The following is a 24,030-nucleotide window of genomic DNA, read 5'->3' on the forward strand; positions in this document are numbered from 1 at the left end:
CCGGCATGACCGCCTTGGACCCGGCCATACCCGAGTCGGTCGACCCCGTGCGGGTGGACCGTTCGGGGCTCCAGCGGCGGACCGTGCGCACGCTGATCGCCGCGCAGGTGGTCGGCGGGGTGGGCATGGGTTCCGCGTTGACCGTCGGCGGGCTGCTCGCCGAGGATCTGTCCGGATCCAAGAGCTGGTCGGGCTTCGCGACCACCGCGATCACGCTGGGCGCGGCCGTGTTCGCGATCCCGATGTCGCGGGCCGCGTCCCGGTACGGGCGGCGGGTCGCGCTGACCGCCGGGTGGGGGCTCGCGGCGCTCGCGGCCGGCGGGGTGATCCTGGCGGCGGTCCTGGAGTGGTTCCCGCTGCTGATCGCCGCGCTGCTCGTGTTCGGCGCCGGTACCGCGGCCAACCTCCAGTCCCGGTACGCCGCGACCGATCTCGCCGACGACGCGGGCCGGGCCAAGGCGTTGTCGATCGTGGTGTGGTCGACCACCGTGGGCGCGGTCCTGGGCCCCAACCTGAACGAGCCGGGCGCGGTGGTCGGCCGCGCGGTCGGCCTGCCGGAGTTGGCCGGGCCGTTCCTGTTCTCGATCGTGTCCTTCGGCGGCGCCGGCGCCATTCTGTGGGTCGCGCTGCGCCCGGATCCGCTGCTGATCGCCCGCGCCGACCTCGGCGACCGGCAGCCGCCCCGGGGCAACCTGCGCGGCGCGCTCGGCGTGATCCGCCGGGCGCCGCGCGCGATGCTCGGGCTGGCAACGGTGGCGTTCGGGCACGTGGTGATGGTGTCGGTGATGGCGATGACACCGGTGCACATGAAGGATCACGGCACCGCGCTGACCCTGGTCGGGCTGACCATCAGCCTGCACATCGCCGGGATGTACGCGCTGTCGCCGGTGGTCGGCTGGGCCGCCGACCGGTTCGGCCGGATCCCGGTGATTCTGGGCGGCCAGCTCGTCCTGCTGCTCGCGGTGTTCGTCGCCGGTACCTCCGGTCACTCGACGTGGCGCACCATGGTCGGGCTGATCCTGCTCGGCTTCGGCTGGTCGTGCTGCCTGGTCGCGGGCTCGGCGCTGCTCGGCGAATCGGTGCCGGCCGGCGAGCGACCGGGCGTGCAGGGCGTTTCGGACCTGCTGATGAACCTGGCCGGCGCGGCGGGCGGCGCGGTCTCGGGTTCGGTCCTGGGCCTGGCCGGCTACGGCGGCCTCAACCTGGTCGCGGGCTTCCTGACCGCGCCGGTGTTGTGCGTCGCGGCGGGCTTCGCACTGGGCCGCTCCCGGCGCCCGACCGCCTGAACCCCGCGCCCCGGGACGAGCACGGGCGCGTGCCGCACCCGACCCGCCCGGACCCCGGTGATCATCCGCCTCGGATGGCCCGCCCGGGTCGTGGCCGATCCGCGATCCCCATATGTTTGGACAAAATGTGCCAAATGGTCGCGGGTTTCCTGCCCCGGCCTTCCCGGAAGGGGCAACCATGGTGCAGCGGGTGGTCGTCGTCGGAGCAGGATTCGCCGGGTTCGAAACGGTGCGAAGGCTGGAACGCTCGCTCGGTCCACGCGAGGCGGAGATCGTCCTCGTGAGTCCGATGGACTACATGGTGTACCGGCCGCTGCTGCCGCAGGTCGCGGCGGGCGTACTGTCCTCGCGCACTACGGCGGTGCCGCTGCACCGGATGTTCAAGCGCACCCATGTGCTGCCCGGCGGCGCGATCGGTGTGGACCTGGCCGCCAAGGTGTGCGTGGTGCGCAAGATCTCCGGCGAGATCACCAACGAGCACTACGACAAGCTCGTCCTGGCACCGGGCAGCGTGACCCGCACCTTCGACATCCCGGGCCTGACCACCTACGGGCACGGCATGAAGAACCTGGCCGAGGCGGTCTATCTGCGCGACCACGTGATCGCCCAACTCGAGATCGCCAACTCCAGCATCGACCCGGCCGAGCGTGCCTCGCGCTGCCAGTTCATCGTGGTCGGCGGCGGCTACGCGGGCGTGGAGACCGCCGCGTGCCTGGAGATGCTCACCACCAACTCGCTCCGGCACTTCCCCCGCCTGGACCCGGCGCAGGTGCGCTGGATGATCGTCGACGTGGCACCGCGCCTGATGCCCGAACTCGGCGAGAACCTGGGCAAGGCCACGCTGCAGATGCTGGCCAAGCGCGGCGTGGACGTGCGGCTCGGGATCAGCGTGCGGGAGATCACCGAGGACTCGGTGACGCTGACCACCGGTGAGAAGCTGCCCTGCCGGACCCTGGTCTGGACGGCGGGGGTCACCGCGAGCCCGCTGATGGGCACGATGGGCGCCGAATTGATCCGCGGCCGGCTCGCGGTCGCCGCCGACCTCGCCGTGCCCGGTCACCCGGACGTGTTCGCGCTCGGCGACGCCGCGGCAGTGCCGGACCTGGCCAAGGGCAACGGCGCGATCTGCCCGCCCACCGCGCAGTACGCGCACCGGCAGGCCAAGGTCGCCGCCGCCAACGTGGTCGCGTCGCTGCGCGGGCAGCCGATGAGCCCGTTCCGGCACAAGGACCTGGGTCTGGTCGTCGACCTCGGCGGCACCCAGGCGGTGGCCCGACCGCTCGGCTACGAGATGCGCGGTCTGCCCGCGCAGGCGATCACCCGCGGCTACCACCTGATGACGGTGCCCTCGATCCGGGCCCGCACCCGGGTGCTCTCCAACTGGATCCAGCACGCGTTCGCGGGCGACGACCTGGTCCGACTGGGCTTCATGTCCGATCAGGACGGCCGGATGGGCAACCTGGAGAAGACCGACGCCTACCTCTCCCCGAACGAGGTCACCGCCCGCACCGGATCGCGCGCCGCACACCCGTAGAAACCCCCTCGGGTAGCGCCCGCACCGCACGCCGGTCACCGTACGGACCTGCCCGACGGAGAACGGCCACCCCGACGAGGACGCGGGTCCGCCCGAGCGGCCCGCGCGGGTGCGCACCGGCGCCGGGACGCCGTGCGGGGTGCCGGATCCCGCCCTGGCGGGTACACGTGGGCCATGAGCGACGAGCGCACGGCGGCCCGCCTGCGGATGGCGCTGGTGGAGCGGCTGCGCCTGACCGGGAGCATACGCACCGAGGCGGTCGCGGACGCGATGTCCCAGGTGCCGCGCGAGGTGTTCACCCCCGGGGTGTCCTCGCTGGAGCGCGCCTACGAGGACCGGGTCGTGGTGTTGTCCACCGACGACCGGGGACTGCCGGACAGCACGGTCAGCCAGCCGGCGATGGTCGCGCTGATGCTCGAACAGCTCGCGATCCGGCCGGGGATGCGTGTGCTGGAGATCGGCACCGGAAGCGGGTACAACGCGGCGCTGCTGGCCCGGTTGACCGGGGTCGAGGGCGAAGTGGTCAGCATCGAGGTGTCCGCCGATCTGGCGGGCGCGGCCGCGCGACGCCTGGCCGGGCTCGGGGTGCACGTGGACGTGCGGGCCGGGGACGGCTGGGAGGGGGTCGCGGATCGCGCGCCTTTCGACCGGATCGAGGCCACGGTGGGGGTCCCGGACCTGCCGCCGGCCTGGGTGGCGCAGCTCGCGCCGGACGGGGTGCTGGTCGCCCCGATGTGGCTGCGGCCGGGCCTGGAGTTGGCCGTCGCGTGGGAGCGCGCCGCGGACGGGACGCTGACCAGCGTGTCGGTCTCCCGTTGCGGATTCCTCCAGTTGCGTGGCCCGCACGCGGGGCCGGGGCGCACCCACGCGCTGACCGGCGATCTCGCGGTGATCGGCGAGGATCTGCCGCCGGCCGCGCTGGACGTGTTGCGCGTTCTGCTCGACCACGGCGCGGTGGACGCGGGCCCGGTACTGGGTCCGGTGGACATGCGGCTGACCGGATTCGCGTTGGCCGAACCGCGCTCGGTGTTGTTCCTGGGGCATCCGGGCGACGGGCTGACGTGGGGCCTGTTCGACCCGGAGCGGCCCGCACTCGCGGTGCTCATGCGCGACCGCATCCTGGTCTACGGCGACCGCGACGCGGCGGTCGACCTGTACTACGGCGTGGCCGGCGCACCGGTGGTGAACGCCGACCGGCTGCGGCTGGAGGCGGTCCCGGTGGGCACCGACTTCCAGCACGCGCCGGACGCGGGTGGCCGGGCGTGGACGGTGGAGCGGGAGCACTACCGGTATCGGCTGACCGAGATGTGAGCCGAACGCCGCCCGCCCACACCGGAACCCGGCCGGGCGGGCGCCTCGGCCGCCCGGCCCTACCTGGGGGTGCGCAACAGGCAGAACTCGTTGCCCTCGGGGTCGGTCAGCACATGCCAACCGCACTCGCCCTGGCCGATGTCGGCGGGCTTGGCGCCGAGCGCGAGCAACCGGGCCAGTTCGCTCTCCTGGTCCGAGCCGATCGCCGGGCTGACGTCCATGTGCAGCCGGTTCTTGACCGTCTTGCCCTCGGGAACCGGCTGGAACAGGATCGTGGGCAACGACCCGTCGGGCGCGCTCAGCTCGATGTCCTCGCCATCGACGGTGAGGTTCCAGCCGAGCACTCGGCGCCAGAACTCGGCGATGGCGGGCACGTCGTGCGCGTCGACGACGAGTTCGGAGAACACGGCGGGCATGACGACTCCTCGGTGCGGGCGGGGAGGGAGGGGTGGGAGGGGTGGGACGCGTCCCCAGTCACTGGGGCGGCAGTGCGCGGACCACCTGCCCGAAGCGGGCGGACCCGGTCAGGGACGCGTGCTCGGGTCCCCGCCAATTGACCTCGAGTTCCTCCAGGATGCCCTCGTGCCACCAGAACATGCCGGTGGACAAAGGCTGCTGATCCCGCGTCAGGCCCTGGGCGGTCTTCAGCACGAAGCCCGCCATGCCCAGTGTGCGCTGCGAGTTCAGCGGCAGCGCGAGCAGTCCGTTGTCGATCGGCGGGACGACCAGCGCGCCCGCGCGCAGCGGGTCGCCGAGCGCCTCACCGAGCCGGAACAACTGCGCGGAGCCGGGCCAGCTCTGGCCGAGCAGCGAGTGCAGGGTCGTGCCGGTGGAGATCTCCATCGGCGTGCCGCTGAAGCTCTCCATCCGCAGGTTCGTCGCGGCCTGGAGCCAGACGTCCTCGACCGCCATCCCCCAGTGCTGCACCATCGGCGTCTCGATCGTCACGGCGGTGCCGTCCGGGCCCTTGACGCACGCCACCGCGAGGATCTCGCCGCGATCGCCCAGCGGCCACACCATGCCCTGCGTGCCCAGGTGCGGACCGGGCCGGCTGATCATCAGCCGCAGGTCCTGCCGAATGCGATCCGGCGGCGCGCTCATCAGGACGCCGCGCACGTCCTGCCCCCAGGCGGCGTTCTGCTGGTTGCGGGACTGGCGACGAAACAGCGCCACGGAAGGCTCCTCGTACGGGGTGGCGGGCGGGCCTGACAAGTCATAGTCAACACCCCCCGGCCCGCGCAACATCACGCCGTACCGCCGGCGTCCGTACGACGGGCCGGACCGGGGTCACCGCCCGGGTGCGCGGGCTCCGTCCGCGCCGTCCGGCTCACGCCTGGCGGGTCGGCAGGATCACCATCTGGCGCAGGTTCACGTGTCGCGGCCGGGTCGCCACGTACGCCACCAGGTCGGCGACGTCGGTCGCGGCGAGGCTGCCGATCGTGTCGAACATGGCACCCAGTTGGCCGGCTTCGCCCAGCTCCGCGTTGTCGATGTGCGAGCCCAGCTCGGTGTCGGTCAGGCCCGGCTCGATGTTGGTGACCCGGACGTCGCGCGGGCCCAGTTCACTGCGCAGGGAAGCGGACAGGTGGGTCAGCGCGGCCTTGGTCGCGCCGTACACGGCGTAGTTCGGGAAGGTCACGTGTGCGCCGATCGAGGAGATGTCGACCAGGTCGGCGGTGCGTCCGTCGGCCGCGGCGGCCACCAGGTCGGCGGTGAACGCGCGGATGATCCGCAGCGCGCCGGTGATGTTGGTGTCGATCATCCGGGTCCACTCGTCGATCCGGCCGTCGTCGACCGGGTTGGGCAACATCACCCCGGCGGAGTTGACGACCAGGTCGACCCGGCCGAGTTCGGCGTGGATCCGCGCCGCGCCGGCGTCCACCGAAGCCTGGTCGGTGACGTCGACCGCGACGGCGAGCGCGGTGCCGCCGGCGGCGGTGATCTCGGCGGCCAGTTCCTTGAGCCGATCCTCGCGGCGGGCGAGCAGCGCGACATGCGCGCCGTGGGCGGCGAGCAGGCGCGCGGTCTCGGCGCCCATGCCGCTGGCGGCTCCGGTGACGACGGCGATCCGACCGGCGAGTGCGGTGTAGCTCATGGGAGGACTCCTGTGGAGGCGGTGCGCGAAAACCAGGCGCGGAAGCGATGCGGGGAGACGATCCGGGGCGGGTGCCCCGTCGACGGCACCTACCTTGCCCGCGTTCGGCGAGGGCACCCAGAGCTCACGTTTTCCTGGGTCTGCCCGTACCACCTTCGGGCGGTCCGCGCCGGCCGCCGATACGTCGGCGGCTAGAGTCCGGGCATGAGTGACGCGTCCTTCGAACAGCTCGGCGACTTCCTCCGTGCGTGTCGGGCTCGGGTCGGGCCCGAGGATGTCGGGCTGCCGGTATTCGGTCGCAAGCGGCGCGTGGCCGGGTTGCGGCGCGAGGAGGTCGCGCAGCTCGCGGGGGTGAGCGTCGACTACTACGTGCGACTGGAGCAGGGTCGGGGGCAGCATGTCTCGGACGCCGTCCTGGACGCGATCGGACGCGCGCTGCGGCTGGACCCCACCGAGTACCAGCACATGTGGGATCTGGCCCGGCCGACCCGGACGAGTGCTCGGCAGGTCGCGCCCTCGACGGCGCGGCCGGGCGTACAGGTGCTGCTGGACCGGATCGACGCGCCCGCGTTCGTCCTGGGCCGGTGCATGGACGTGTCGGCATGGAATGCGGCCGCCGACGCGGTGATGGGGCTGAGCGCGATGGCACCGCACGAGCGCAACATGGCGCGGCACACGTTCCTGTCCGCCGACGCGGCTCGCTTCTACCCGGATTGGGAGCGGGTCGCCGCCGACACGGTCGCCTTCCTGCGTCTGGACGCCGCGCGCCACTCCCCGGACACGCGGATGGCCGCGCTGGTCGAGGAGTTGTCCGCCGGCAATCCGCGCTTTCGGCCGCTGTGGGACGCCCACCAGGTGGCCGAGAAGACGCACGGCACCAAGCGGCTACGCCCCGCCGACGGCAGCGTGCTGGACACCGCCTACGAGACGTTGTCCTTTCCGGGCGACCCCGATCTGCTCCTCGTCGTCTACACCACGGCCCCGCGGGTCCGGACCGCGCCCGCCGAGTTGTCCGCGACGGCCGCCCGGAACTGAGTCCCGCCCGGCCCCGAAGGCCCGCGCGAATCCGTGGATCCGCTTCACTCGCTCAGCTCCCGTTCCAGGGGGACCCTGAAGCGCGGCGTCACGCACGTCCCGGACAACCACGACGTATGCCGGGCCGCCTCGGCCTCGATCGCCTTGACCGCCTCCGGCGGGAGGTCGACCAGCGCGCGCCAGACGACTTCACCGTCGGCACGCGTGGCCCACCCGCCGACGACGCGTCCGTTCCACCACACGGTCGGGCCGATGTTGCCCATCCGGTCGAACAGGCGCTCGCGCAGTTCGGGGGTGATGTACCAGTCCCGTTCCTTCCAACCCATCGGCGTGGCGTCGAGCGCGGGCAACATCACCGCCCACGGCTCCGGTGTCGGGCCCGGCGCCTCGTCGCCGGGCAGCACGTACCCGACGCTTCCGTCGTCCAGGCGCACCTCCGTCGCGCGCACCGCGGCGAGCGCGTGTCGGGTGTCCGTGAGCGTCCATCCGGTCCACCACTTGAGGTCGTCCAGCGTCCCGGGCCCGAACGCGGCCAGCCATCCGCGCACCAGTTCGGCCTTGGCCTCGGTCTTGCCGATCTCCGGCAGCGGCGGCGCGATGGTGTATCGGAACCGGCTGGACAACCACGACCCCTGCGGCCTGGCCCGCACGATCCTGCCCTCGCAGGAGAGCGTGAACAGCAGCCGTGTGGACACCCCTTGGTTCGCCTCGTACGGCTTGCCGACCGCCACTCGGATCTGGGTGCGCAACAGCGGGACCACTTCGCCCAGTTGCATCGCGGTGGCCTCGCCCATCCCGGTGAGCGCGGCCACGGTGTCGGCCTCGACCTTGTCCAACCACGCCTCGTCGTAGCCGCCGGACGCCAGGAACTGGAGCATCACCCGGCGCTGGGTGATCGCGACCGCGTCGGTGCTGGAACGCTGGACCACGTGCACGATCTCGCGCGGAACCACGTAGACCGTGCGCCGCATGCCGGGCATCCGCACCAGCGTCCGGTCCTCGTACAGCGCGCGTTCCACCTCGGCCGACGACGGCTCGACCAGGCGCGCGCAGGTGGACACGTACACCGTCGCGGGGTCGGTGGCGTGCAGCAGGAGCACGGCGCGGGCCGCGTCCTCCGCCCTCGCGGCTCGCGCGCCGGGCGCCAGGCGATGCCGAATGCCCAAACGCGCTCGTCGTTCGTCGTCGGTGATCCGTGGCAGCGCAGAGGTCATGCGCCGACCATAGGGGTCCGAGACGACATGTGGCCGGGAATCATACGGCGCGGCGATTCGGGATCGCTTTACCGTGACGGGGTCGATACACGGAAGAATCGAGTATCGGGTTCCGCCCGTACCACCGCACGTTTGCGTGAAGGAGTCACCATGCCCTCTGGGGGATCGTCCCGGTTCGATTGGCGTCGTATGACGCTCGCCCGTCGGGCGGCGAGCCCGGGTGGTCCGCGCCCCCCGAAACCCGGGAACGGGCTGGTGATCGGGGCGGTGATCATCGGGGCGATAGTGATCCTCGCGTGGTGGCTGCTCTCCTCCGACGGGAGCGACAACGGCAAGAAGTCCGCCTCGGCGACGGCGCTGCCCAACGCGTCCGGATCGGGGAACCCGTCCGCGAGCGGCAGTGGCACCGCGGTGCCCTCGCCCACCTCGACGGCCAAGCTGGCGGTCATCGCACGCCAGGCGATCGGCCTGGAGATACGCGAGAAGCCGGGCAAGGGCAAGACCATCGCCGAGGTGAGCGCGGGCACCGAACTGACCGCCACCTGCCGGGCCAAGGGCTCGAACGTCTACGGCTGGCGTGGCGGCAAGAGCGATCAGTGGGTGCTGGTGACCACCGGACAGGGCGCCGGCTATGCGCCCGAGGCCTGGTTGGAGACGACCGGCTCGGCGAAGGACCTGCTGCCCGTCTGCTGACCCGAGGGTGCCGGTACGGACCGCCGGATCCGGTGGGCCGGCCGCCGACCCCGCGCGCGCTCGCGGCCGATCAGCCACGGGCTCAGCGGGGTCCGCGAGACCAGCCAGGCGAATCCGGCGGATCCGATCGCGACCACGGCGACCAGCGCGGCGGTGTCGGCGACGGGCGACCACGGCAACGCGGCGGCGAACCCGCTCAGTTCCAGCAACCGCAGGATCATCGGGTGCACCAGGTAGACCCCGAAGGCCAGTTGCGCACCGAGCGCGGCGGCAGCGCGTCCCGGGAACGGGGTTCGGGCCCGCTCCCAGCGGGTGGCGACGGCGTACAGCGCGAGCACCGCGAACGGCCCCCACAACAGGCTCACCGGCTGGGTGGCGATCGAGGCGGTCGCGGTGTCCCGACCCGCGGCCACGGTGTGTCGGTACCACGCGTAGGTCAGCGCGAGCATCGCGAGCGTGCCGACGCAAATGGTCCGGGTGTGCCCCAGGATCCACGCGTGGAAGGCGTCCAGGTGCACCGCGGCCAGCGCGCCGGCCATCACGAAGAAGCCGTAGGTCGGCAACAACATGCCGCCGTGCACGCGATACCACTCCAGCGGCCCGCTCAGCGGCATCTCGTGGAACAGCACCACCAGCGCCGCAAGTTGCACCACGCCGGTGACCGCGAGCAGCAGCACGTGCCGGCCCGCGCAGGCGCGGACCAGTTTGACGAACAGCGGCAGGAGCACGGCGATCTGGAGCGAGACGAGCAGGAAGTAGAGGTGGTACCAGGATCCGCCCCAGACGATGCCGCCGCGCAGGTCGGTCAGCGCGCCGGGCAGGTCGTGCCGGATCCGTTCGTGGTCGCCCAGCACCCAGTAGGCGGTGGACCACAGCAGGTACGGGACGCCGAGCAGCTTGAACCGCTTGGTGAGGAAGGCGCCCACCCGCAGCGGGCGTCCGTAGGCGCTGTGGAAGAGCACGAACGTGCTGACGAAGAAGAACACCGCGCGGGTCGAGTGCAGCACGAGCTGGGTGAACGCGGGGCCTTCGCCCGGGAAGGGGTACGTGACGCCGATGACGTGCACGACGATCACGCACAGGAAGGCGATGTCTCGCATCAGGTCGACCCGGTGCAGGTGCGGCCGACGGCCGGCGGCGGCGCGCGGGCCGGTGCGGGACGACGGGGTCGGATCGGTCCCGCCGGGTGCCTGCTCGCGCCCCGGGGTCTCGGCCGCGCGCGCCGGCGCGGGAGCCGGGCGCAGGTCCGCTGTGCGCTTGTCGGAGGTGCCGAAGGAGAGTGCCATCACCGGGCGCCTGCCCCGAAATCGGCGACCACCTCGCCGTCGGCCCGTCGTTTTCTCGGCGGTGCGACGAGGGTGACGAGGGCGACGGGCGGTCGCACCGTCCGTACGGGGGTCGAGCCGGATCGAACCGCAGGACGCGGGGTGCCACAACGCGGAAAGTCCATGTAGGCAGCATGGACGCGCTTCATGAGTGAATGATTAAAGCCGCCCCGGAGCAGGATTGACGTTACGTCAGGTTCCGGCAAAGCCCGCCGGCGCACCGAGGGGTGCGCCGGGCGGTGGGAGGGGCGGTGGGTCGTGCGCGAGCCGGGACGCGTGTCGGGTCGCGAATCGGGACGGGTACCGGGTCGGTAGACGGGTGGAGTACCGGATCGACCGTCCGCTATGTGACGGATTGCGGGTCGGGAACGAAGACCGCGCGGTCCCGGTGGAAGGTCATCGTGCCGGCCGTCGAGCCGTCCCAGCCCAAGCCGCCGGGTTCGTAGCGTTTGCTGACGGTGGCCCACCACAGGTTGGACGTCATCACGTGGCCGACCTCTTCGAGGTACGCCCGCATCCCCGGCTCGCCGCCGTGCGGGCCGGCCATGATCCGGTCGCGCAGGTCGAGGAACTTGCGTTCGGTGGCGTCTATCAATCCGCAGATCTTGTTCATCGCGCCTTCGAGGTCGAGCCCCTCCGCCTCGCCGAGGTAGTAGACCAGGTTCACCCGGTCGTCCATGACCAGTTCCTTGCGATACGAGACCAGGTCGTTGATCAGCGTGTAGCCGTCGATCGCGGTGTCGTGGATCGCCACCATGTCGGCGGTGCGGAACGTCTCCTGGGACAGCGCCACACCCGGAACGCCCTCCTCGGCGAAGCCGAACAGCCAGCGCACGCCCAGGCTGTGCCGGCGGTCGTCCATGTAGGTGTCGTAGTCCGATATCCCGGCGTCGCGCCAGTTCTCCAGTTCGGTGGTGAAGCCGTGGGCGAAGTCCTCCATGTAGGACACGAAGCGGATCCAGCGCGCGGGCGGCATGCGCTCGCGCAGCCAGGAGAAGTCCTCACGCAGGGGGGTCGAGCCGTCCCCCCAGCCAAGCAGATCGGACATGAATCGACCGAACACGTTGCGGGTGGCGAACGAACTGCCGCCCAGGCCCGCCTTGTCGACGAGGCTGTTCTCGATGCCGATCAGATAGTTCATCACCTTGGCCGTGGTCAACGCGAGTTCGTAGTCCGCGTGCGGAACGGACAGCGAGACCAGCAGCGTGCCGTCCACGTTCTTGTCGATCCGAGCAGCGTCGCCGCCGTACGCGAAGCCCAGGTGCCGGTGCGCCCACCAGCGGGATTCGCGCATCAGGCGATCGGTCTCGGGATGGAACGTCATCGGCAACAGGTTCGCGAGCTTCGGCAGGTGGAAGCTGATCGGGAGGTCGACGACGGTGGGAGTGCTCACGCCGGGCTCCTTTCGCCGGTCTGCGTCGGATGGTTCCTGCCCCCACGCGTTCCGGCGGTGCCGGGCGCCGGGGCGCGCAGAGGTGCGGGATGCGCCGCCGAGGCGCCCGGGCCGGGTGGCACACCCGGCCGGCGGTGCGATCGGGCGGTCAGTCGATTGCCCAGATGACCGAGGGCCAGCAGGGAGAAGTGGTCGGCCAGGCACGGGATCACGTACAGGAACGGTCTGGTGCCGAGCATGTCCGGTACGGACTCGATACCGCCGTCCGCGCGTTGGGCCCGCAGCAGGTGTTCGACGCCGCGTGCGACCGGGCGCGGGTCGTTCTGTCGGCACAGCGCGATCAGGGCGTACGCGGTACTGATCGCGTCGCTGGGGTCGCCGGGTTGCTGGCCCCAGCCGCCGTCCGGGTTCTGCCCCTCGCGCACCGCGGTCAGCGCCCGTTTGACGGTGGCCCGGTAGGCGTCCGGGCCGAACGCGTCGGTCGCCAGCAGGGCGCGGAAGATCGCGTGGTAGCGGCTGCGGCTCCAGTCCGGGTCGAACGTACCGTCCGGGTGCTGGGCGCCGGCCAGGAACCGGCGTGCGGCGGTGATACGTTCCACGTGCCGCGGCGCACGCACACTGAGCGCGTTGACGGCGGCGGCGGTCATGCACGCCTCGGACGGCGCGCCCGCGATGTAGGTGGGGAACCCGCCGTCGGGGGCCTGGTAGGACCATAAGGTGCGTAAGCCGAAGTCGATGTTGCGCCGGTAGCGCACCGGGTCGGTGGCGTGCAGGAACTCGATCGCCACCGACGTGTCGTCCACGTCGGCGAGCGCCGCCGCTTCGGTGTACGACCAGCCGCCCTCCGCGCGTTGGCCGGCCGCGAGGTAGTCGGCGATCCGCCGGCGGACCTCGTACGGTGCACCGGCCGCGTCCAACGCGACGCCCGCGGTGACCGCGCACCATGTGTCGGTGTCGGTCACGAACGGTACGCCGCCGTCCGCGCGTTGGTGGGCCAGCACCTTGGCCACGCCGTTGACGATCAGGCCGTCCAGGTACGGCCGGTCGGCAAGCGCGTGCAGCACCAACAGGTGCACGAGGAGGTTGCCCTCCCAGATTCCCGACGCCTGCTGGGTATCCAGGAGCAGGCGCAGGTCGGCCGGGTCGATCTCGTCCGCATGACCGGTGAGGTCGGCGAGGGCGACCTTGAGCGCGACGGTCTGCACGTGCGCCCACGGGTGCAGGTTGCCGGTGTCGAACGCGTCCGGGTCGAACGGCCGGCGGGCGGCGCGACGCGGTGGGCCGAGCAGCGCGAGGACGGTCTCCAGCATGACCCGCTTGCGGGCGTTCAGAAACGCCGGCGCGCGCTGGAGGAACCGGTCGAGCAGGTCACCCGAGGCGTGCTCCACGGTCTCGCCGGAGTGGCGTAAAGCGATCGTCGCGAGCAACCGATCCAGAGGTTCGACACTGTCGAGGCGATCGGCCAGGAACCCGGCGAGCCGGCGGTGGTGATCGGCCTCGAGACCGGCCCGCTCCAGCAGCCGCAACAGCAGTGCCGATTCGAGCACGCGACTGCGGCACGGGCCGCGGACGGCTCCGTCGGGACGGACCGAATCGGCGACCCGCCGACGCAGCCTGGCGGTCGCCACGGGCAGTTCGGGCGTGAACATTTCCGCAGGCCACGGCGGCATCCGGGTATCTCGCACGCGCATCGGTCAACGCCTCCCCACACGTCCTGTCGCAAGCTGTGCCGTCGTATCCGGTGTCGCCGGGTATGGCGCCGAGCGGGGAATGGGTGCTGCGGTTGGGGTACCCGGCGTGCGATGCACGTCCCGGCAGGTGAGCGACCCCCATCGCCCGGACCGGTGTGTTCCCAACACGAAATCACCCGAAGGCGTGAATGCGGAAGCCTGTACTCGTTTGTTGTCTGAATTAGTGAGTAATCGCCATCAAATGTGCTGGAAATGAACGGCTATTGACGGCACTTCAGACCGTCGGGAGCAACCCTTCCAGCCCGGGAGCGGTCCTGGTGGGTGCGAATTCGACAACGTCGTACGTTGCCACGCCCTCGCGCCGGAACGGGTCTTCCGCGAGCACGGCGTCCAGTGCGGCCCGGTCGCCGGCATGCGCCAGGATCACCCCGCCGGTACGGGGGACGCGGCGGCCGGAGGCGAGGAGGGTGCCGGCGGCGTAGTGCCGGTCGAGCCATTCGAGGTGGCCGGGCATGAGTGCGTCGACGTCCTCGATGGGGGCCACGTAGGTCAGCGTGATCACGAACATGCCCCGATCGTAGGGCGTGCCGGGGGTCGGGGGTGGGGGGTTGTGGTCACCGGGCCGACGGGGCTGGTCAGGGGTGGTCCGAGGCGGTCGGGACCGGTCGGGACCGGTCCCGGGACGGGGTGGGGCGGGGCGGGGCGGGTCCGGGCGTTGGATCCGGGGGTTGGGTTCGGGGGTTGGGTCCGGGCGTTGGGTTCGGGGGTTGGGTCCGGGCGTTGGGGTCGGCGGTCGGGTTCGGGCGTCGGGTTCGGGGGCGGGTCTCGCCGATCGGGGCGACGAAGGTAGCGGCCCGGGGTTGAGGTTCTCAACTTTGGTCGGCGGAATATGACCGCTTGGCCGTGTCGCGGGTCAATTGCTGTCAGTAGATTGACGAATATGCGAAAGATCCTCGACATATTCGGATTGCTCCTGGTTCTCCAGGGCGTCGGGGGCATGATCCACCACTTCTTCGGCTGGTTCCGTCTGTGGACACTGCTCACCCGGCAGTCCTTTCTGCACGGGCACGATGTGGCCGCGAGCATCGCCCTGATCGTCCTGGGCTTCGCGGTGTGGATCGTCGCCGAGAAGCTTTTGCCCACCGAGAAGGAGGAGAACAAAAGAGGCTCGATATCCGGAGCACAAGCCGAGCGGGACAAGCGATAGCCGACCGGCGGGCTCGGGCGGCGCCGGGCCGGTTTCGTTGGGCCGGTTTCGTTGGGCCGGTTTCGTTGGGTCCGTTTCGTTGGGTCGGTTTCGCGAGGCCGTTCCATTAGTCGGTTTATCGACCTGAGTGCGGGGCGGGATTTCGGGATTCGACCACCGCTCGCCGAGGCTCGCCCGGCCCGGTCGTCGGCGAGGTCGAGTGCGCGGTCGCGGTCGCGGCTCCCGCCCCGGTTCCGGCTCCGGCTCCGGCTCCGGCTCCGGCTCCGGTCGAGCGCACACGTGGTTCTACGGATTCGGTCCTCTCCCCTGCGGCCTAGCCTGATGATCACCACCGGATGATCAACACGATGATCGTCAACGGCCGGAAGGGAGCCTCCGATGACCACCGAAGCCACGACCACGACCGCCACGGACGCCGAACTCGCCACGCAGCCCGTCGGCTACTGGACCGGTCTCGCGCACCGCGAGGTCATCGCCTACATTCGCGGCCGACAGGCGGAGCTCGGCATCACCCAGCCGCAGTTCTGGCTGTTGCGTCACCTCTCCACCGACGACCTCTCGGTCGACGGCAAACCCCGATCCGTGGCCGAACTCACCGAGGCGATGAGCGAATACCTGCTCCCCGAGGATCGGCTCGGCCCCGAGTCGGCCGCGCTGGTCGACCGGGGTTGGCTCGCCGAAACGCCTGATCACCGTCTACGGATCACTGCCGAGGGCGAAGCGGCGCGGCTGCGGGTGAAGGCCATCGGTCCATCCGTTCGTGCCCACCTCCACGACGGCATCTCCGACACCGACTACGCCACCACCGTGCGCGTCCTGCAACGCATGATCACGAACGCCACCGCCGCCGGGCACTGAGCCCGGGTCGGGGGCTGATTTCGGGGGCCTGGTTTCGGGGGCCTGGTTTCGGGGGCCGGCGTCAGGGGCGCCGGCGTCCGGGGCGCCGATGTCGGGGGCCTGATGTCGGGAAGCCGTTGTCGGGGGCTTCGAGCGGAAATGCCTTGTTGGGGCGGGGGCGGGTGGGCCATTCTCGGCGCATGATCACTCCCGAGACCAAGAGCTGGACGTGGGTCCTGGACACGGCGTGTCCCGACTGTGGGCTGGACACCCCGACCGTCCCGCGTACCCGGATCCCCGCGATGACTCGCACGAACGCCGCCGCGTGGCACGAGTTGCTCGTCTCCGGCGGCGACGAGCTGCGCATCCGGCCGACCCCGGACACCTGGTCCCCGACCGAGTACGCGTGCCATGTGCGCGACGTGTTCGTCCTGTTCGACGAGCGGCTGCGGCTGATGCTGACCCAGGACGCCCCGGAATTCGCCAACTGGGACCAGGACGCGACAGCGATCGAGTCCCGCTACGCCGAACAGGACCCGGTACGGGTCGCCGCCGACCTCGCGGCGGCGGGCGCCGAACTCGCCGACCACTTCGCGGCGGTGACCGAGGACCAGTGGGCGCGTACCGGCACCCGCAGCGACGGCACGGTCTTCACCGTCGAGTCCTTCGCGCGCTATTTCATCCACGACCCGGTCCACCACCTCTGGGACGTCACCGGCCTTCGCGCGACCTGACCCGCCCGCGACCGCCGACCGTCGACACCCCCGGCCGACGCGGCGGCCCCGGCCGTACCCGATCGGGCACGAGGCGATCCGAGACGCACACGAGGCCGCCCGCCGGCCGGACGGCCGGGTGCGCCTCGGTGCGCCCCGGCGAGCCGAGAACCGCGGCGGCCACGCGAGCACTCCGTGTCGCGTCTTCCCACCTCGCCGGGAGACGCGGCGCGTTGCCGGATGTACCCGATGCGCCCTCGCGTCTAGCGGCGGGTGAGTTGCTCGGTGAGGGCCGTCGCCACCGCGTCGCGGACGGCGGCTTCGGTGGGGGTCGCGCGGCCGGTCTCGGCGGCGAGTTCGGCGAGTGAGGTCATCGTCGTGTCCGGGAGGGCGCAGGCGGTGAAGGTGGTGAACGCGCTCAGGTCGGGGTCGATGTTGAGCGCGAAGCCGTTGCTGCTGACGCCTCGTCGTATCCGCATGCCGATGGACGCGAGCTTGCGGTGGTCGGGCGTCCAGATGCCGACCAGGCTCGGTGCGCCCGTGGGGGTCTCCCGCCGGATCGCCGGGAAGCCGAGCGTGTCCAGCGCGGCGAGTAGGCCATCCTCCACCCGGCGGATCAGGTCGCCGGGGCCGAGCGCCCGTACGTTCACGATCGGGTAGCCGATCAGTTGACCCGGCCCGTGATAGGTCGCGTGGCCACCGCGGTCCACCTCGACCAGCGGAATCGGCGACGCCGGATCCGGGAGGTCGGCGAGCGGCGTGCGCGCGCTGTACGTGATCACCGGCGGGTGGGTGAGCAGGAACAGCCGGTCGGGCGCGAGATCCTGTTGCCGCTCGGCGACCCACCGCGCCATGTCGGCCTGCGCCGCCGGGTACGCCACCGCACCCAGGTCGACCCGCACCGGCGCGCCGGGATTCGCGGTCTGCTCGCGCACTCGTCCGCTCCCCTACCCGACCGGCAGGCCGTCGGCGCGGCGCCAGCGCATCGCGGTGGCGAAGGACAGGTCCACGAATTCGGCGTCCGGGAAGACCTCGGCGTAGCGGGCCCGGTACTGCGCGCGGGTCAGGTAGTGGTCGGACATCAGATGGTCCAGCCACGCCGCGCCGGTACGGAAGCGGTACAGCCACCACGCGTCCCGGATCCGCAGCCGGCGCACGTCACGACCCAGTTCACGGGCGGCGCACACGATGTACTGCCGGCGCGTCGCGGCGGGCACGGTGGCCACGTTGTCGACCAGCACGATCTCCCCGCCCGGTCGGAGCAGCGACTTCAGGTGCGCCAAGGCCGCGCCCAGGTCCGGGAGGTGGTGCAGCGTGCCCATGCTCAGCACCAGGTCGAAGCCCTCGGCGTCGTGTACGTCGGTGAGCGAGGCGACCTCGTAGCGCACCCGCTCGTGCGGGCGCCGTACCCGCGCGACCTCGATCAGCGGCGCGCTCACGTCCGCGGCCAGCACCTCGGCGTAGGAGCCGGCCAGGGCGAGTGCGTGTCGGCCGGAGCCGCACCCCGCGTCCAGCGCTCGGTCGCCGGTCAGTTCGAGTTCGGCGAGCCACTCGCCGAGGGGGTCGCACAGTCCCGCATAGCGGTCGTAGTCGCCCGCGAAGGCGTCGAAGAGTTCCGGGGCGGCCTTGAGCGGTTTCGTTGACTTGGTCAAGAATGGCTTGCGTGTCCCGAACCACGTACGGGTACCGAACCAAGTGCGCGCCGCGGACCAGGCACGCGCCCCGAACCACCGACGCGGCACCGAACGTTCCCCGTCGGCCGGCGCGCGGCCGGTCGCCCGATCGACCATTGGGCGATTCGTTCCGATTCGCGGTGGCGGGACCGGATTCGCGTTCTTTGGTCCCCCGGTCGCCCGGTCCGACACCGTGCGACTCGAAGCCCTTCGCCCCTCAATCATGCCGAGGATGACGCCCCCATGTCCTTCGTACTCGTCGACAAACCCCGCCCCCATGTCACGCTCATCACCCTCAATCGTCCGGACCGCATGAACGCCATGGCCTTCGACGTCATGGTCCCCTTTCGTGAGGCTTTGGAAGCCGTGAGCGCGGACAACGATACGCGTGTCGTCATATTGACAGGTGCCGGGAGTGGATTCTGCTCCGGTGCGGATCTGGAGAATTCCGGTCGGATCCCCGGCATCAAGGGCCTGACCCGAACCAGCATCGCCCGCCGATCGATGGAGATCCTGGACGACGTGATCCTGGGGCTGCGCCGGATGCACCAACCGGTGATCGGCGCCATCAACGGCCCGGCGATCGGCGGCGGCTTCTGCCTCGCCACCGCCACCGACATCCGAATCGCCGCCGACACGGCGTACTTCCGGGCCGCCGGCATCAACAACGGGCTCACCGCGAGCGAGCTCGGAATCAGCTATTTGCTCCCCCGGGCGATCGGGTCGTCTCGGGCATTCGAGATCATGTTGTCCGGGCGGGACGTGGACGCGACCGAGGCCGAGCGGATCGGACTGGTGTCGCGCGTGGTGTCGGGCGAGAAGTTGCTCGACGACGCGTACGAACTCGCCGAACGGATCATCGGGTTCAGTCGAGTGGGGGTGGAAGTGACCAAACGGTTGCTGTGGTCCGGCATGGAGGCAGGCAGCATGCACTCGCACATGGACCACGAGGGGCACGCCCAGTTGTATGTGCGACTGACGACGGAGAACTTCGAGGAGGCCATTCGGGCCCGCAAGGACAAGCGGCGACCGGAGTACAAGGACTGACGGACTTTCAGACGGATCCACGGACCTACGGACCCATGGGGCCACCGGCCTTCGGGGCTTTGGAGCGTTGGAGTCACGAAGCTTCAACCGAAAGACTGACGGATATTCAGCCGGATGCCGGCGTGATGTCGACGCGATGCCGGTGTCACATGTCCGTAATTACTTGGTCCGGACTTCACACGTTGAGTGAATGTTGAACATGTGTTGACCGGGAACGGGCAAGCTCAGGCTCATAGTGCGGCGGTCCGGCCGGATCCGGCGGGGCCGCCGGCCACACCACGGGGGTGTGAGCGAGATGCGAGGAGAGTTTCCGTGCTGCACGGAAGGAACGACGAACTGGCCGCCGTCACGGCACTGCTGCAACGGACGCGCGCCGGTGACGGCGGAGCGGTCGTGCTGCGTGGGGCCGCGGGGGCGGGCAAGACGACGCTCCTGGCGGAGGCGGTGTGGGAGGCGAAGGGCATGACCGTCCTGCGGACGGCGGGCCCGCGCGGGGGCGGTGCGCTCCCCTATACGGCGCTGCGCCAACTGCTGGCGACGCTGCACCCCCGGATCGGCCGCCTGCCGCACACCCGGGCCCAGGCCCTGCGCATCGCGCTCGGCCTGGCTCCCGGCGCGGCGGACCGAGGCGTGGTCGCCGCGGCGGCCTGCTCTCTCGTCGTGATCGCCGCCCGGGAACAGCCGGTCCTGATCCTCGTGGACGACGCGCACTGGCTCGACGCGGCCTCGGCGGCGGTCATCTCCTACATCGCGGGCCGCGCCGAGGGCCTCCCGATCGCGGTCCTGCGCGCGACACGGGAACGCGTCGACGCGTCTGCGAACGGGGGGAATTCGGCGTCGGGGGCCGGAACGGGCCTGGCGGGCACGGGTGATGTGGGCGGCACGGACGGGGTTGCCGGCGTTGCCGGGGCGGAAGCCGCGGATGTGGCTCCGGCTCCGGCTGCGGATGTCGCCGTCGCGTCGGTCGAGGACGAAGCGAGCGTGAAGGCCGCGAATGCGTCGGTCCACGGCGACGAATCCGTGGCGCACTCGACCGAGTGGCCTGCCTCGGCGGGCGTGTTCGAAGACGGCGCGGCGGCGGAAGCCGCCGGTACCACCACCGACCTGTCATCGAACACCGCGGCCGACGCCGACTCGACCACGAACGGGCAGGGTCGTCATGGCGACCTCCGGCCCGACGCCACGAACCGGGCCGCGGCGGAGGCCGCCCGGTTCGACACGTCGGCCCAGGACGCTACCCGAGTCGCCCACGTCGACGGCGACTTCGGTACGCCCACCACACACGAACCGGTGGCGCAGACCGGGCGAGAGGTGGGAGTCGGCGAAGGCATCGGCGAGTTCGTCCGCGAGGCGTGCCCGGCGTCGGCGGCCGAGCGTGATGCCTGGTCGGCGCGGGCGGGTCTCGGCGATGCCGACGCGGGTGTGAGCTACGCGCGATGCACACCGACTGCCGGCGAGCACACGAAGCCGGAACATGCTTCCAACGAACGCGAGTTCGACAACCTTGACGAAACGGCTGCCGCTGAGCGCGCATCAGCGCACGCGAACGCCTTCGACGTCGGACCGGGACGCTCCCGGGGCACCGCCGCGTCGGGTGCGCGTCGGGCGGGTACGGGTGCCGCCGTCGCGGGTGGGGACGTACCGTTCGCGGCGTTGCCGGAGGACGCTCGCCGACTGCTCGCGTTGGCCGCGCTCGAACCTGCCGCCGACCTGGACCAGTTGGCTGTCGCCGGGCGCCGGGTGGGCATCGGACGTGGCGCTCGGCTCGCGGTGTTGCGGGCCGGTCTCGTCGACACCGCCGAACACCGGGTGCGGTTCCGGAACGCGTCGGCTCGCGAGGAGGTACGCCGCTCGCTTACCTCCGCGGAGCGCCGCTCGCTTCACGGAGCACTGGTCTACGCCGCGAGCGGTGCTCTCGCCTACCGGCGACCGTGGCACCTGGCCGCGCTCGCCACCGGGCCCGACGCGGAACTCGCCGCCGCCCTCGAAGCCGGGGCCGGCCGCACCCGCCGCGAACTCGGCGCGGGCGCCGCCGCCGCGACCTGGGAGCAGGCCGCCCGGCTGACCGCCGACCGCCCGGCGGCTCGCCGCCGCTACGTCGCCGCCGCGTACGCCGCGTGGGAGGCCGGCTTCCCGACCCGCGCCCGCACCCTGCTCGACACCGCCGACGCCGCCGACCTCGACGGCGTCGCCGACGAAGGCACCTCGGCCCACTCCTCCGGGACCGCGATCCGCCTCCGCGCCGCCCTGCGGCACGCGGAAGGGCACCGCTCCGAAGCGGGAGCACTGCTCTTGGACGCCGCCCACGGTCGCGCCGCGCTCCTGCTCGCCGCGACCGGCGCCGCGTGGGAGGCCGGCGACCGCGCCCGTACCACCCAGGCCCGCACCGCCCTGGCCGCTCTCCCCCTGGCCGACGACGACCCGCTGCGCACCGTCGTGGCCGCGCTGGGCGCCGACGGCGTCTCGCCCGCGATGGTGGCGCCGGCCACCCGGGCCCGGCTGTACGGCCTGGGCATCGCGCTGTGGGAGGTCACCCCGCTGGCGGTGCACGCGGCGGCGACCGACCAGGCCGCGTACGACGTCCTGCTGGACGAGGCCGCGGTCCTTCGCACACACGGCGCCCGAGGCGCCCTCGCCGCGGCCCTGATGCCACTCGCGGTCGCCGGCGCGCTGTCCGGACGGGCCGTCGAGGCCGAGACGCACGCCGCCGAGGGCCTGCGCCTGGCCCGCGCCACGGGACAGGGCACGCTGGCCGCCTGGTTCCTGGCCGCGCTCTCGATGGCCGCGACCACCCAGGGCCGAATCGCCGAAGCCCGCGACGGCGCCTGGCAGGCCCTGCGCCTGACCGGCACCAAGGGCCTCACCCCGGTCGGCGCCTACGCCCTGTACGCACTCGCGGTCGTCGAACGCGCCGAGGGCCGCACCGAAGCCGCCTGCGAACTCCTCGCCAAGGCGCTCGCCGCCCCGGCCGGCGCCCTGATGGAGGTACGCATCCGCGCCGAACTCGCCACCGCCGGCCCGAACCGCTCCGGCGTAGCCGCCCTCCCCCCACGCCCCACCCACCCCCAACTCCCCACCCTGGCCCTGACCGGCCGCATCACCCGAACCCCCCAGCTAGCCGCCGGCACCGCCTGAACCCCACCCACGCGCCCGCCACCCAAGGTGCACACCACTCACGACATCGGCATCGGCACAGCGCGCCCCGCCACCCACCCTCCCCCGCCGATCCCGCCCACCACTGACGGCGGGGGCGACACGTGACGCGCTCGGCCGCCGAAGGGGACACCTCATCGGCGATCGCCGACACCCCTCCCGGCTGCACACGACATCGCGTCCTACCCACACCCCCCGGGCTGCACACGACATCGCGTCCCACCCACTGCCCTCCCGGACCACACGCCGCGTCGATCGAGTCCTCGATACTCCCGGGCGTCCCTACACCCCGGCCGGATCGGGCGGCCACGCGAGGCTTGGGCGGCGGTGGCATCGGCGCGGCTCACTCGGGGCGGGCCGCGATCCGGCGCCCGCACCTCGGCATGATGACCAGGCCGGGCCACCGTGCCTCCGCGCGAGGACCCGGCCTGACCACACGGCCCACCGGGCGTGGCGCCGGGTGCCCGATCAGGCCGAACCACCCGGCCGCGCAAGGCAGAGGGTGCCTGTGGCGCGGGGTCTCGACGAAGCGCGGGGTGAAGCGTGCGCGCTGGGCCCGTCCGGGTCTACGCAATGGCGCGGGATTACGTACAGCAACCGGACGATCACCCTGCCGTCATGGGTGGCTTCGATGGGGGGATTCGGTGGGCGGGCCGGGGGATGGCGGACTTGTTCGGGGGACTCCTGGGTAGATCGTCGGCGTGATGGAACGCGGCGCGATCGAGGACTGGGACACCCGGCTGGGCTGGATGCGCGCGCTCGTGTCGGACGACGAGATCGCACATCGGCGCGCCCTGGACCGGTATCTGCGGGTGACCCGGGACACACGCGAAGCGCGCGAGGCGTACGACACGATCGTGTTGCGTGTGCCGCGCTCGGTCTCCGCCGAGGAGGCGGCGTGGCAGCGCTTCCGTGCCGCGTGGCTGCGTACGCCCGCCGCGGCCCTGCTCACCGAGCAGCTCGCGCCGGCCGACGTACCCGATTGGGGCGGACTGCCGTACGCGCTGATCTATCTGGAGTGGGAGGCCCATTACCCGATCGAGTGGACCCGGCACGCCAAGGTGTGGAGCACCAAGCAGCGGCTGATCCGGCTGCTCGCCGTGCCCGGGCACCACGACGAGGTCCGGGCCCGCCTGGTGGACCTGGTCGAACTCGTGGTGTATCGCCGGCACCGGTGCAAGGACCGCGAGTACTCGCGGATCGCCCGTGCGGTGGACGGCGATGACCTGCGCGCCCGACTGGCGAAGGCATGCGACTCCGGCGAGCCCTGGACCCGGGACCAGGCCGGGCACGTGTTGTGGCTGCTGCGCAACCCGCAGATCCCGATCAACCGCACGAACTGGTTCCGCTGGCTGTCCGCGAAGCTACCGACCGGCGACCCGCTCGATACGGACACAGGCACGGACAGAAGCACGGGCACCGACACGGACACGGACAGGGACACGGACACGGACACGGACAGAGACTCGAACGCGAATGTAAAGGCGAACGCGGACGCGGACGCAGAAGGCGCGGACCCGGATGCGGACACGGATTCGAACACGGGCCCCGACGGTGGCCCCCACAAGCCCACCACCACTCCCGCCGACCCGCTCCCACCCGGCCCCTGACGAGCCGTCATTCCGCGTACAACACACCGCCTCCCGCCATAGGTTGTGCACCGACAACGCCGACGGCGACACGCACGCACGTCGGCGACTTCGCGACATCGGCAGCAGCCATCCGGGGGACGACATGGGTCGAGCCGACGACATGATCACCACAGGGAAGTCGAGCCGGTTACGGATACCGCGCCCGCCGGTCCCGGAGCCGGAGGCCGCGAT

21 protein-coding genes are annotated in these 24,030 nt (G+C 71.6%); 11 read left to right on the plus strand and 10 right to left on the minus strand.

The genetic code is table 11. The annotated features are described in order from the left end of the window. The first annotated feature begins 5 nt into the window (after positions 1-5). The 3 genes from ACIBSV_RS21725 to ACIBSV_RS21735 all read left to right on the plus strand — a co-directional run bounded on the left by ACIBSV_RS21725 (position 6) and on the right by ACIBSV_RS21735 (position 4,131). Complete coding sequence (locus ACIBSV_RS21725; protein WP_395865392.1) at positions 6-1,286, plus strand: MFS transporter; 1,281 nt, start codon at positions 6-8, stop codon at positions 1,284-1,286. Between the two features lie 178 nt (positions 1,287-1,464). Then, positions 1,465-2,820: an NAD(P)/FAD-dependent oxidoreductase gene (locus tag ACIBSV_RS21730; protein WP_395865394.1), complete on the plus strand. Its 1,356-nt coding sequence runs from the start codon at positions 1,465-1,467 to the stop codon at positions 2,818-2,820. A gap of 174 nt (positions 2,821-2,994) precedes the next feature. Beyond that, the gene (locus ACIBSV_RS21735) at positions 2,995-4,131 is read left to right on the plus strand and encodes a methyltransferase domain-containing protein (protein WP_395865396.1); all 1,137 of its coding nucleotides are present in this window, start codon (positions 2,995-2,997) and stop codon (positions 4,129-4,131) included. Between the two features lie 59 nt (positions 4,132-4,190). Here the strand turns inward: ACIBSV_RS21735 and ACIBSV_RS21740 are convergent, their stop codons facing one another. The 3 genes from ACIBSV_RS21740 to ACIBSV_RS21750 all read right to left on the minus strand — a co-directional run bounded on the left by ACIBSV_RS21740 (position 4,191) and on the right by ACIBSV_RS21750 (position 6,226). Further along, the gene (locus ACIBSV_RS21740) at positions 4,191-4,547 is read right to left on the minus strand and encodes a VOC family protein (protein ID WP_395865398.1); all 357 of its coding nucleotides are present in this window, start codon (positions 4,545-4,547) and stop codon (positions 4,191-4,193) included. Between the two features lie 58 nt (positions 4,548-4,605). Next, positions 4,606-5,304 carry a hypothetical protein gene (locus ACIBSV_RS21745; RefSeq protein WP_395865400.1) on the minus strand — a complete coding sequence of 233 codons (699 nt, stop codon included), beginning with the start codon at positions 5,302-5,304 and terminating at the stop codon, positions 4,606-4,608. Positions 5,305-5,458: 154 nt separating this feature from the next. After that, a complete protein-coding gene (locus ACIBSV_RS21750) occupies positions 5,459-6,226 on the minus strand; it encodes an SDR family oxidoreductase (protein WP_395865402.1) in 768 nt (255 codons plus the stop codon). A gap of 204 nt (positions 6,227-6,430) precedes the next feature. On the opposite strand from ACIBSV_RS21750, the gene ACIBSV_RS21755 reads away from it, so the two are divergent. After that, a complete protein-coding gene (locus ACIBSV_RS21755) occupies positions 6,431-7,261 on the plus strand; it encodes a helix-turn-helix transcriptional regulator (protein ID WP_395865404.1) in 831 nt (276 codons plus the stop codon). Positions 7,262-7,305: 44 nt separating this feature from the next. On the opposite strand, the gene ACIBSV_RS21760 is transcribed toward ACIBSV_RS21755, so the two are convergent. Then, on the minus strand, positions 7,306-8,475 hold the full coding sequence (locus ACIBSV_RS21760; protein ID WP_395865406.1) for a winged helix DNA-binding domain-containing protein: 1,170 nt from the start codon (positions 8,473-8,475) through the stop codon (positions 7,306-7,308). A 150-nt stretch (positions 8,476-8,625) separates the two neighbouring features. On the opposite strand from ACIBSV_RS21760, the gene ACIBSV_RS21765 reads away from it, so the two are divergent. Continuing rightward, entirely contained in the window at positions 8,626-9,168 is a 543-nt protein-coding gene (locus tag ACIBSV_RS21765; protein WP_395865408.1) for a hypothetical protein, read from the plus strand. On the opposite strand, the gene ACIBSV_RS21770 is transcribed toward ACIBSV_RS21765, so the two are convergent. From ACIBSV_RS21770 to ACIBSV_RS21785, 4 genes are all read right to left on the minus strand, one after another. Beyond that, complete coding sequence (locus ACIBSV_RS21770; protein ID WP_395865410.1) at positions 9,105-10,454, minus strand: acyltransferase; 1,350 nt, start codon at positions 10,452-10,454, stop codon at positions 9,105-9,107. The genes ACIBSV_RS21765 and ACIBSV_RS21770 overlap by 64 nt on opposite strands. Before the next feature lie 382 nt (positions 10,455-10,836). Continuing rightward, positions 10,837-11,886: a hypothetical protein gene (locus ACIBSV_RS21775; RefSeq protein WP_395865412.1), complete on the minus strand. Its 1,050-nt coding sequence runs from the start codon at positions 11,884-11,886 to the stop codon at positions 10,837-10,839. Further along, the gene (locus ACIBSV_RS21780; protein WP_395865414.1) at positions 11,883-13,577 is read right to left on the minus strand and encodes a prenyltransferase/squalene oxidase repeat-containing protein; all 1,695 of its coding nucleotides are present in this window, start codon (positions 13,575-13,577) and stop codon (positions 11,883-11,885) included. Before ACIBSV_RS21780 ends, ACIBSV_RS21775 begins: the two co-directional genes overlap by 4 nt. A 274-nt stretch (positions 13,578-13,851) precedes the next feature. Continuing rightward, positions 13,852-14,145, minus strand: a complete 294-nt coding sequence (locus tag ACIBSV_RS21785) for a YciI family protein (RefSeq protein ID WP_395865416.1) — start codon at positions 14,143-14,145, stop codon at positions 13,852-13,854. Positions 14,146-14,517: 372 nt separating this feature from the next. Here ACIBSV_RS21785 and ACIBSV_RS21790 point away from each other — a divergent pair, with 372 nt between their 5' ends. The 3 genes from ACIBSV_RS21790 to ACIBSV_RS21800 all read left to right on the plus strand — a co-directional run bounded on the left by ACIBSV_RS21790 (position 14,518) and on the right by ACIBSV_RS21800 (position 16,355). Continuing rightward, entirely contained in the window at positions 14,518-14,784 is a 267-nt protein-coding gene (locus ACIBSV_RS21790; protein ID WP_395865418.1) for a hypothetical protein, read from the plus strand. A 378-nt stretch (positions 14,785-15,162) separates the two neighbouring features. Beyond that, positions 15,163-15,642, plus strand: a complete 480-nt coding sequence (locus tag ACIBSV_RS21795; RefSeq protein ID WP_395865421.1) for a MarR family winged helix-turn-helix transcriptional regulator — start codon at positions 15,163-15,165, stop codon at positions 15,640-15,642. Between the two features lie 179 nt (positions 15,643-15,821). Further along, the gene (locus tag ACIBSV_RS21800) at positions 15,822-16,355 is read left to right on the plus strand and encodes a DinB family protein (RefSeq protein ID WP_395865423.1); all 534 of its coding nucleotides are present in this window, start codon (positions 15,822-15,824) and stop codon (positions 16,353-16,355) included. A 242-nt stretch (positions 16,356-16,597) separates the two neighbouring features. On the opposite strand, the gene lipB is transcribed toward ACIBSV_RS21800, so the two are convergent. Then, positions 16,598-17,269: a lipoyl(octanoyl) transferase LipB gene (lipB, locus tag ACIBSV_RS21805; protein WP_395865425.1), complete on the minus strand. Its 672-nt coding sequence runs from the start codon at positions 17,267-17,269 to the stop codon at positions 16,598-16,600. A 12-nt stretch (positions 17,270-17,281) separates the two neighbouring features. Further along, a complete protein-coding gene (locus ACIBSV_RS21810) occupies positions 17,282-17,986 on the minus strand; it encodes a methyltransferase domain-containing protein (RefSeq protein ID WP_395865427.1) in 705 nt (234 codons plus the stop codon). 264 nt (positions 17,987-18,250) lie between these two features. Here ACIBSV_RS21810 and ACIBSV_RS21815 point away from each other — a divergent pair, with 264 nt between their 5' ends. From ACIBSV_RS21815 to ACIBSV_RS21825, 3 genes are all read left to right on the plus strand, one after another. Continuing rightward, positions 18,251-19,054: an enoyl-CoA hydratase gene (locus ACIBSV_RS21815; protein WP_395865429.1), complete on the plus strand. Its 804-nt coding sequence runs from the start codon at positions 18,251-18,253 to the stop codon at positions 19,052-19,054. Between the two features lie 312 nt (positions 19,055-19,366). Then, positions 19,367-22,189: an AAA family ATPase gene (locus ACIBSV_RS21820; RefSeq protein WP_395865431.1), complete on the plus strand. Its 2,823-nt coding sequence runs from the start codon at positions 19,367-19,369 to the stop codon at positions 22,187-22,189. A gap of 722 nt (positions 22,190-22,911) precedes the next feature. Then, the gene (locus tag ACIBSV_RS21825; protein ID WP_395865433.1) at positions 22,912-23,817 is read left to right on the plus strand and encodes a hypothetical protein; all 906 of its coding nucleotides are present in this window, start codon (positions 22,912-22,914) and stop codon (positions 23,815-23,817) included. The last annotated feature ends 213 nt before the right edge of the window (positions 23,818-24,030 follow it).

The organism is Embleya sp. NPDC050154 (genome assembly GCF_044460165.1).
Classification (GTDB): Bacteria; Actinomycetota; Actinomycetes; order Streptomycetales; family Streptomycetaceae; genus Embleya.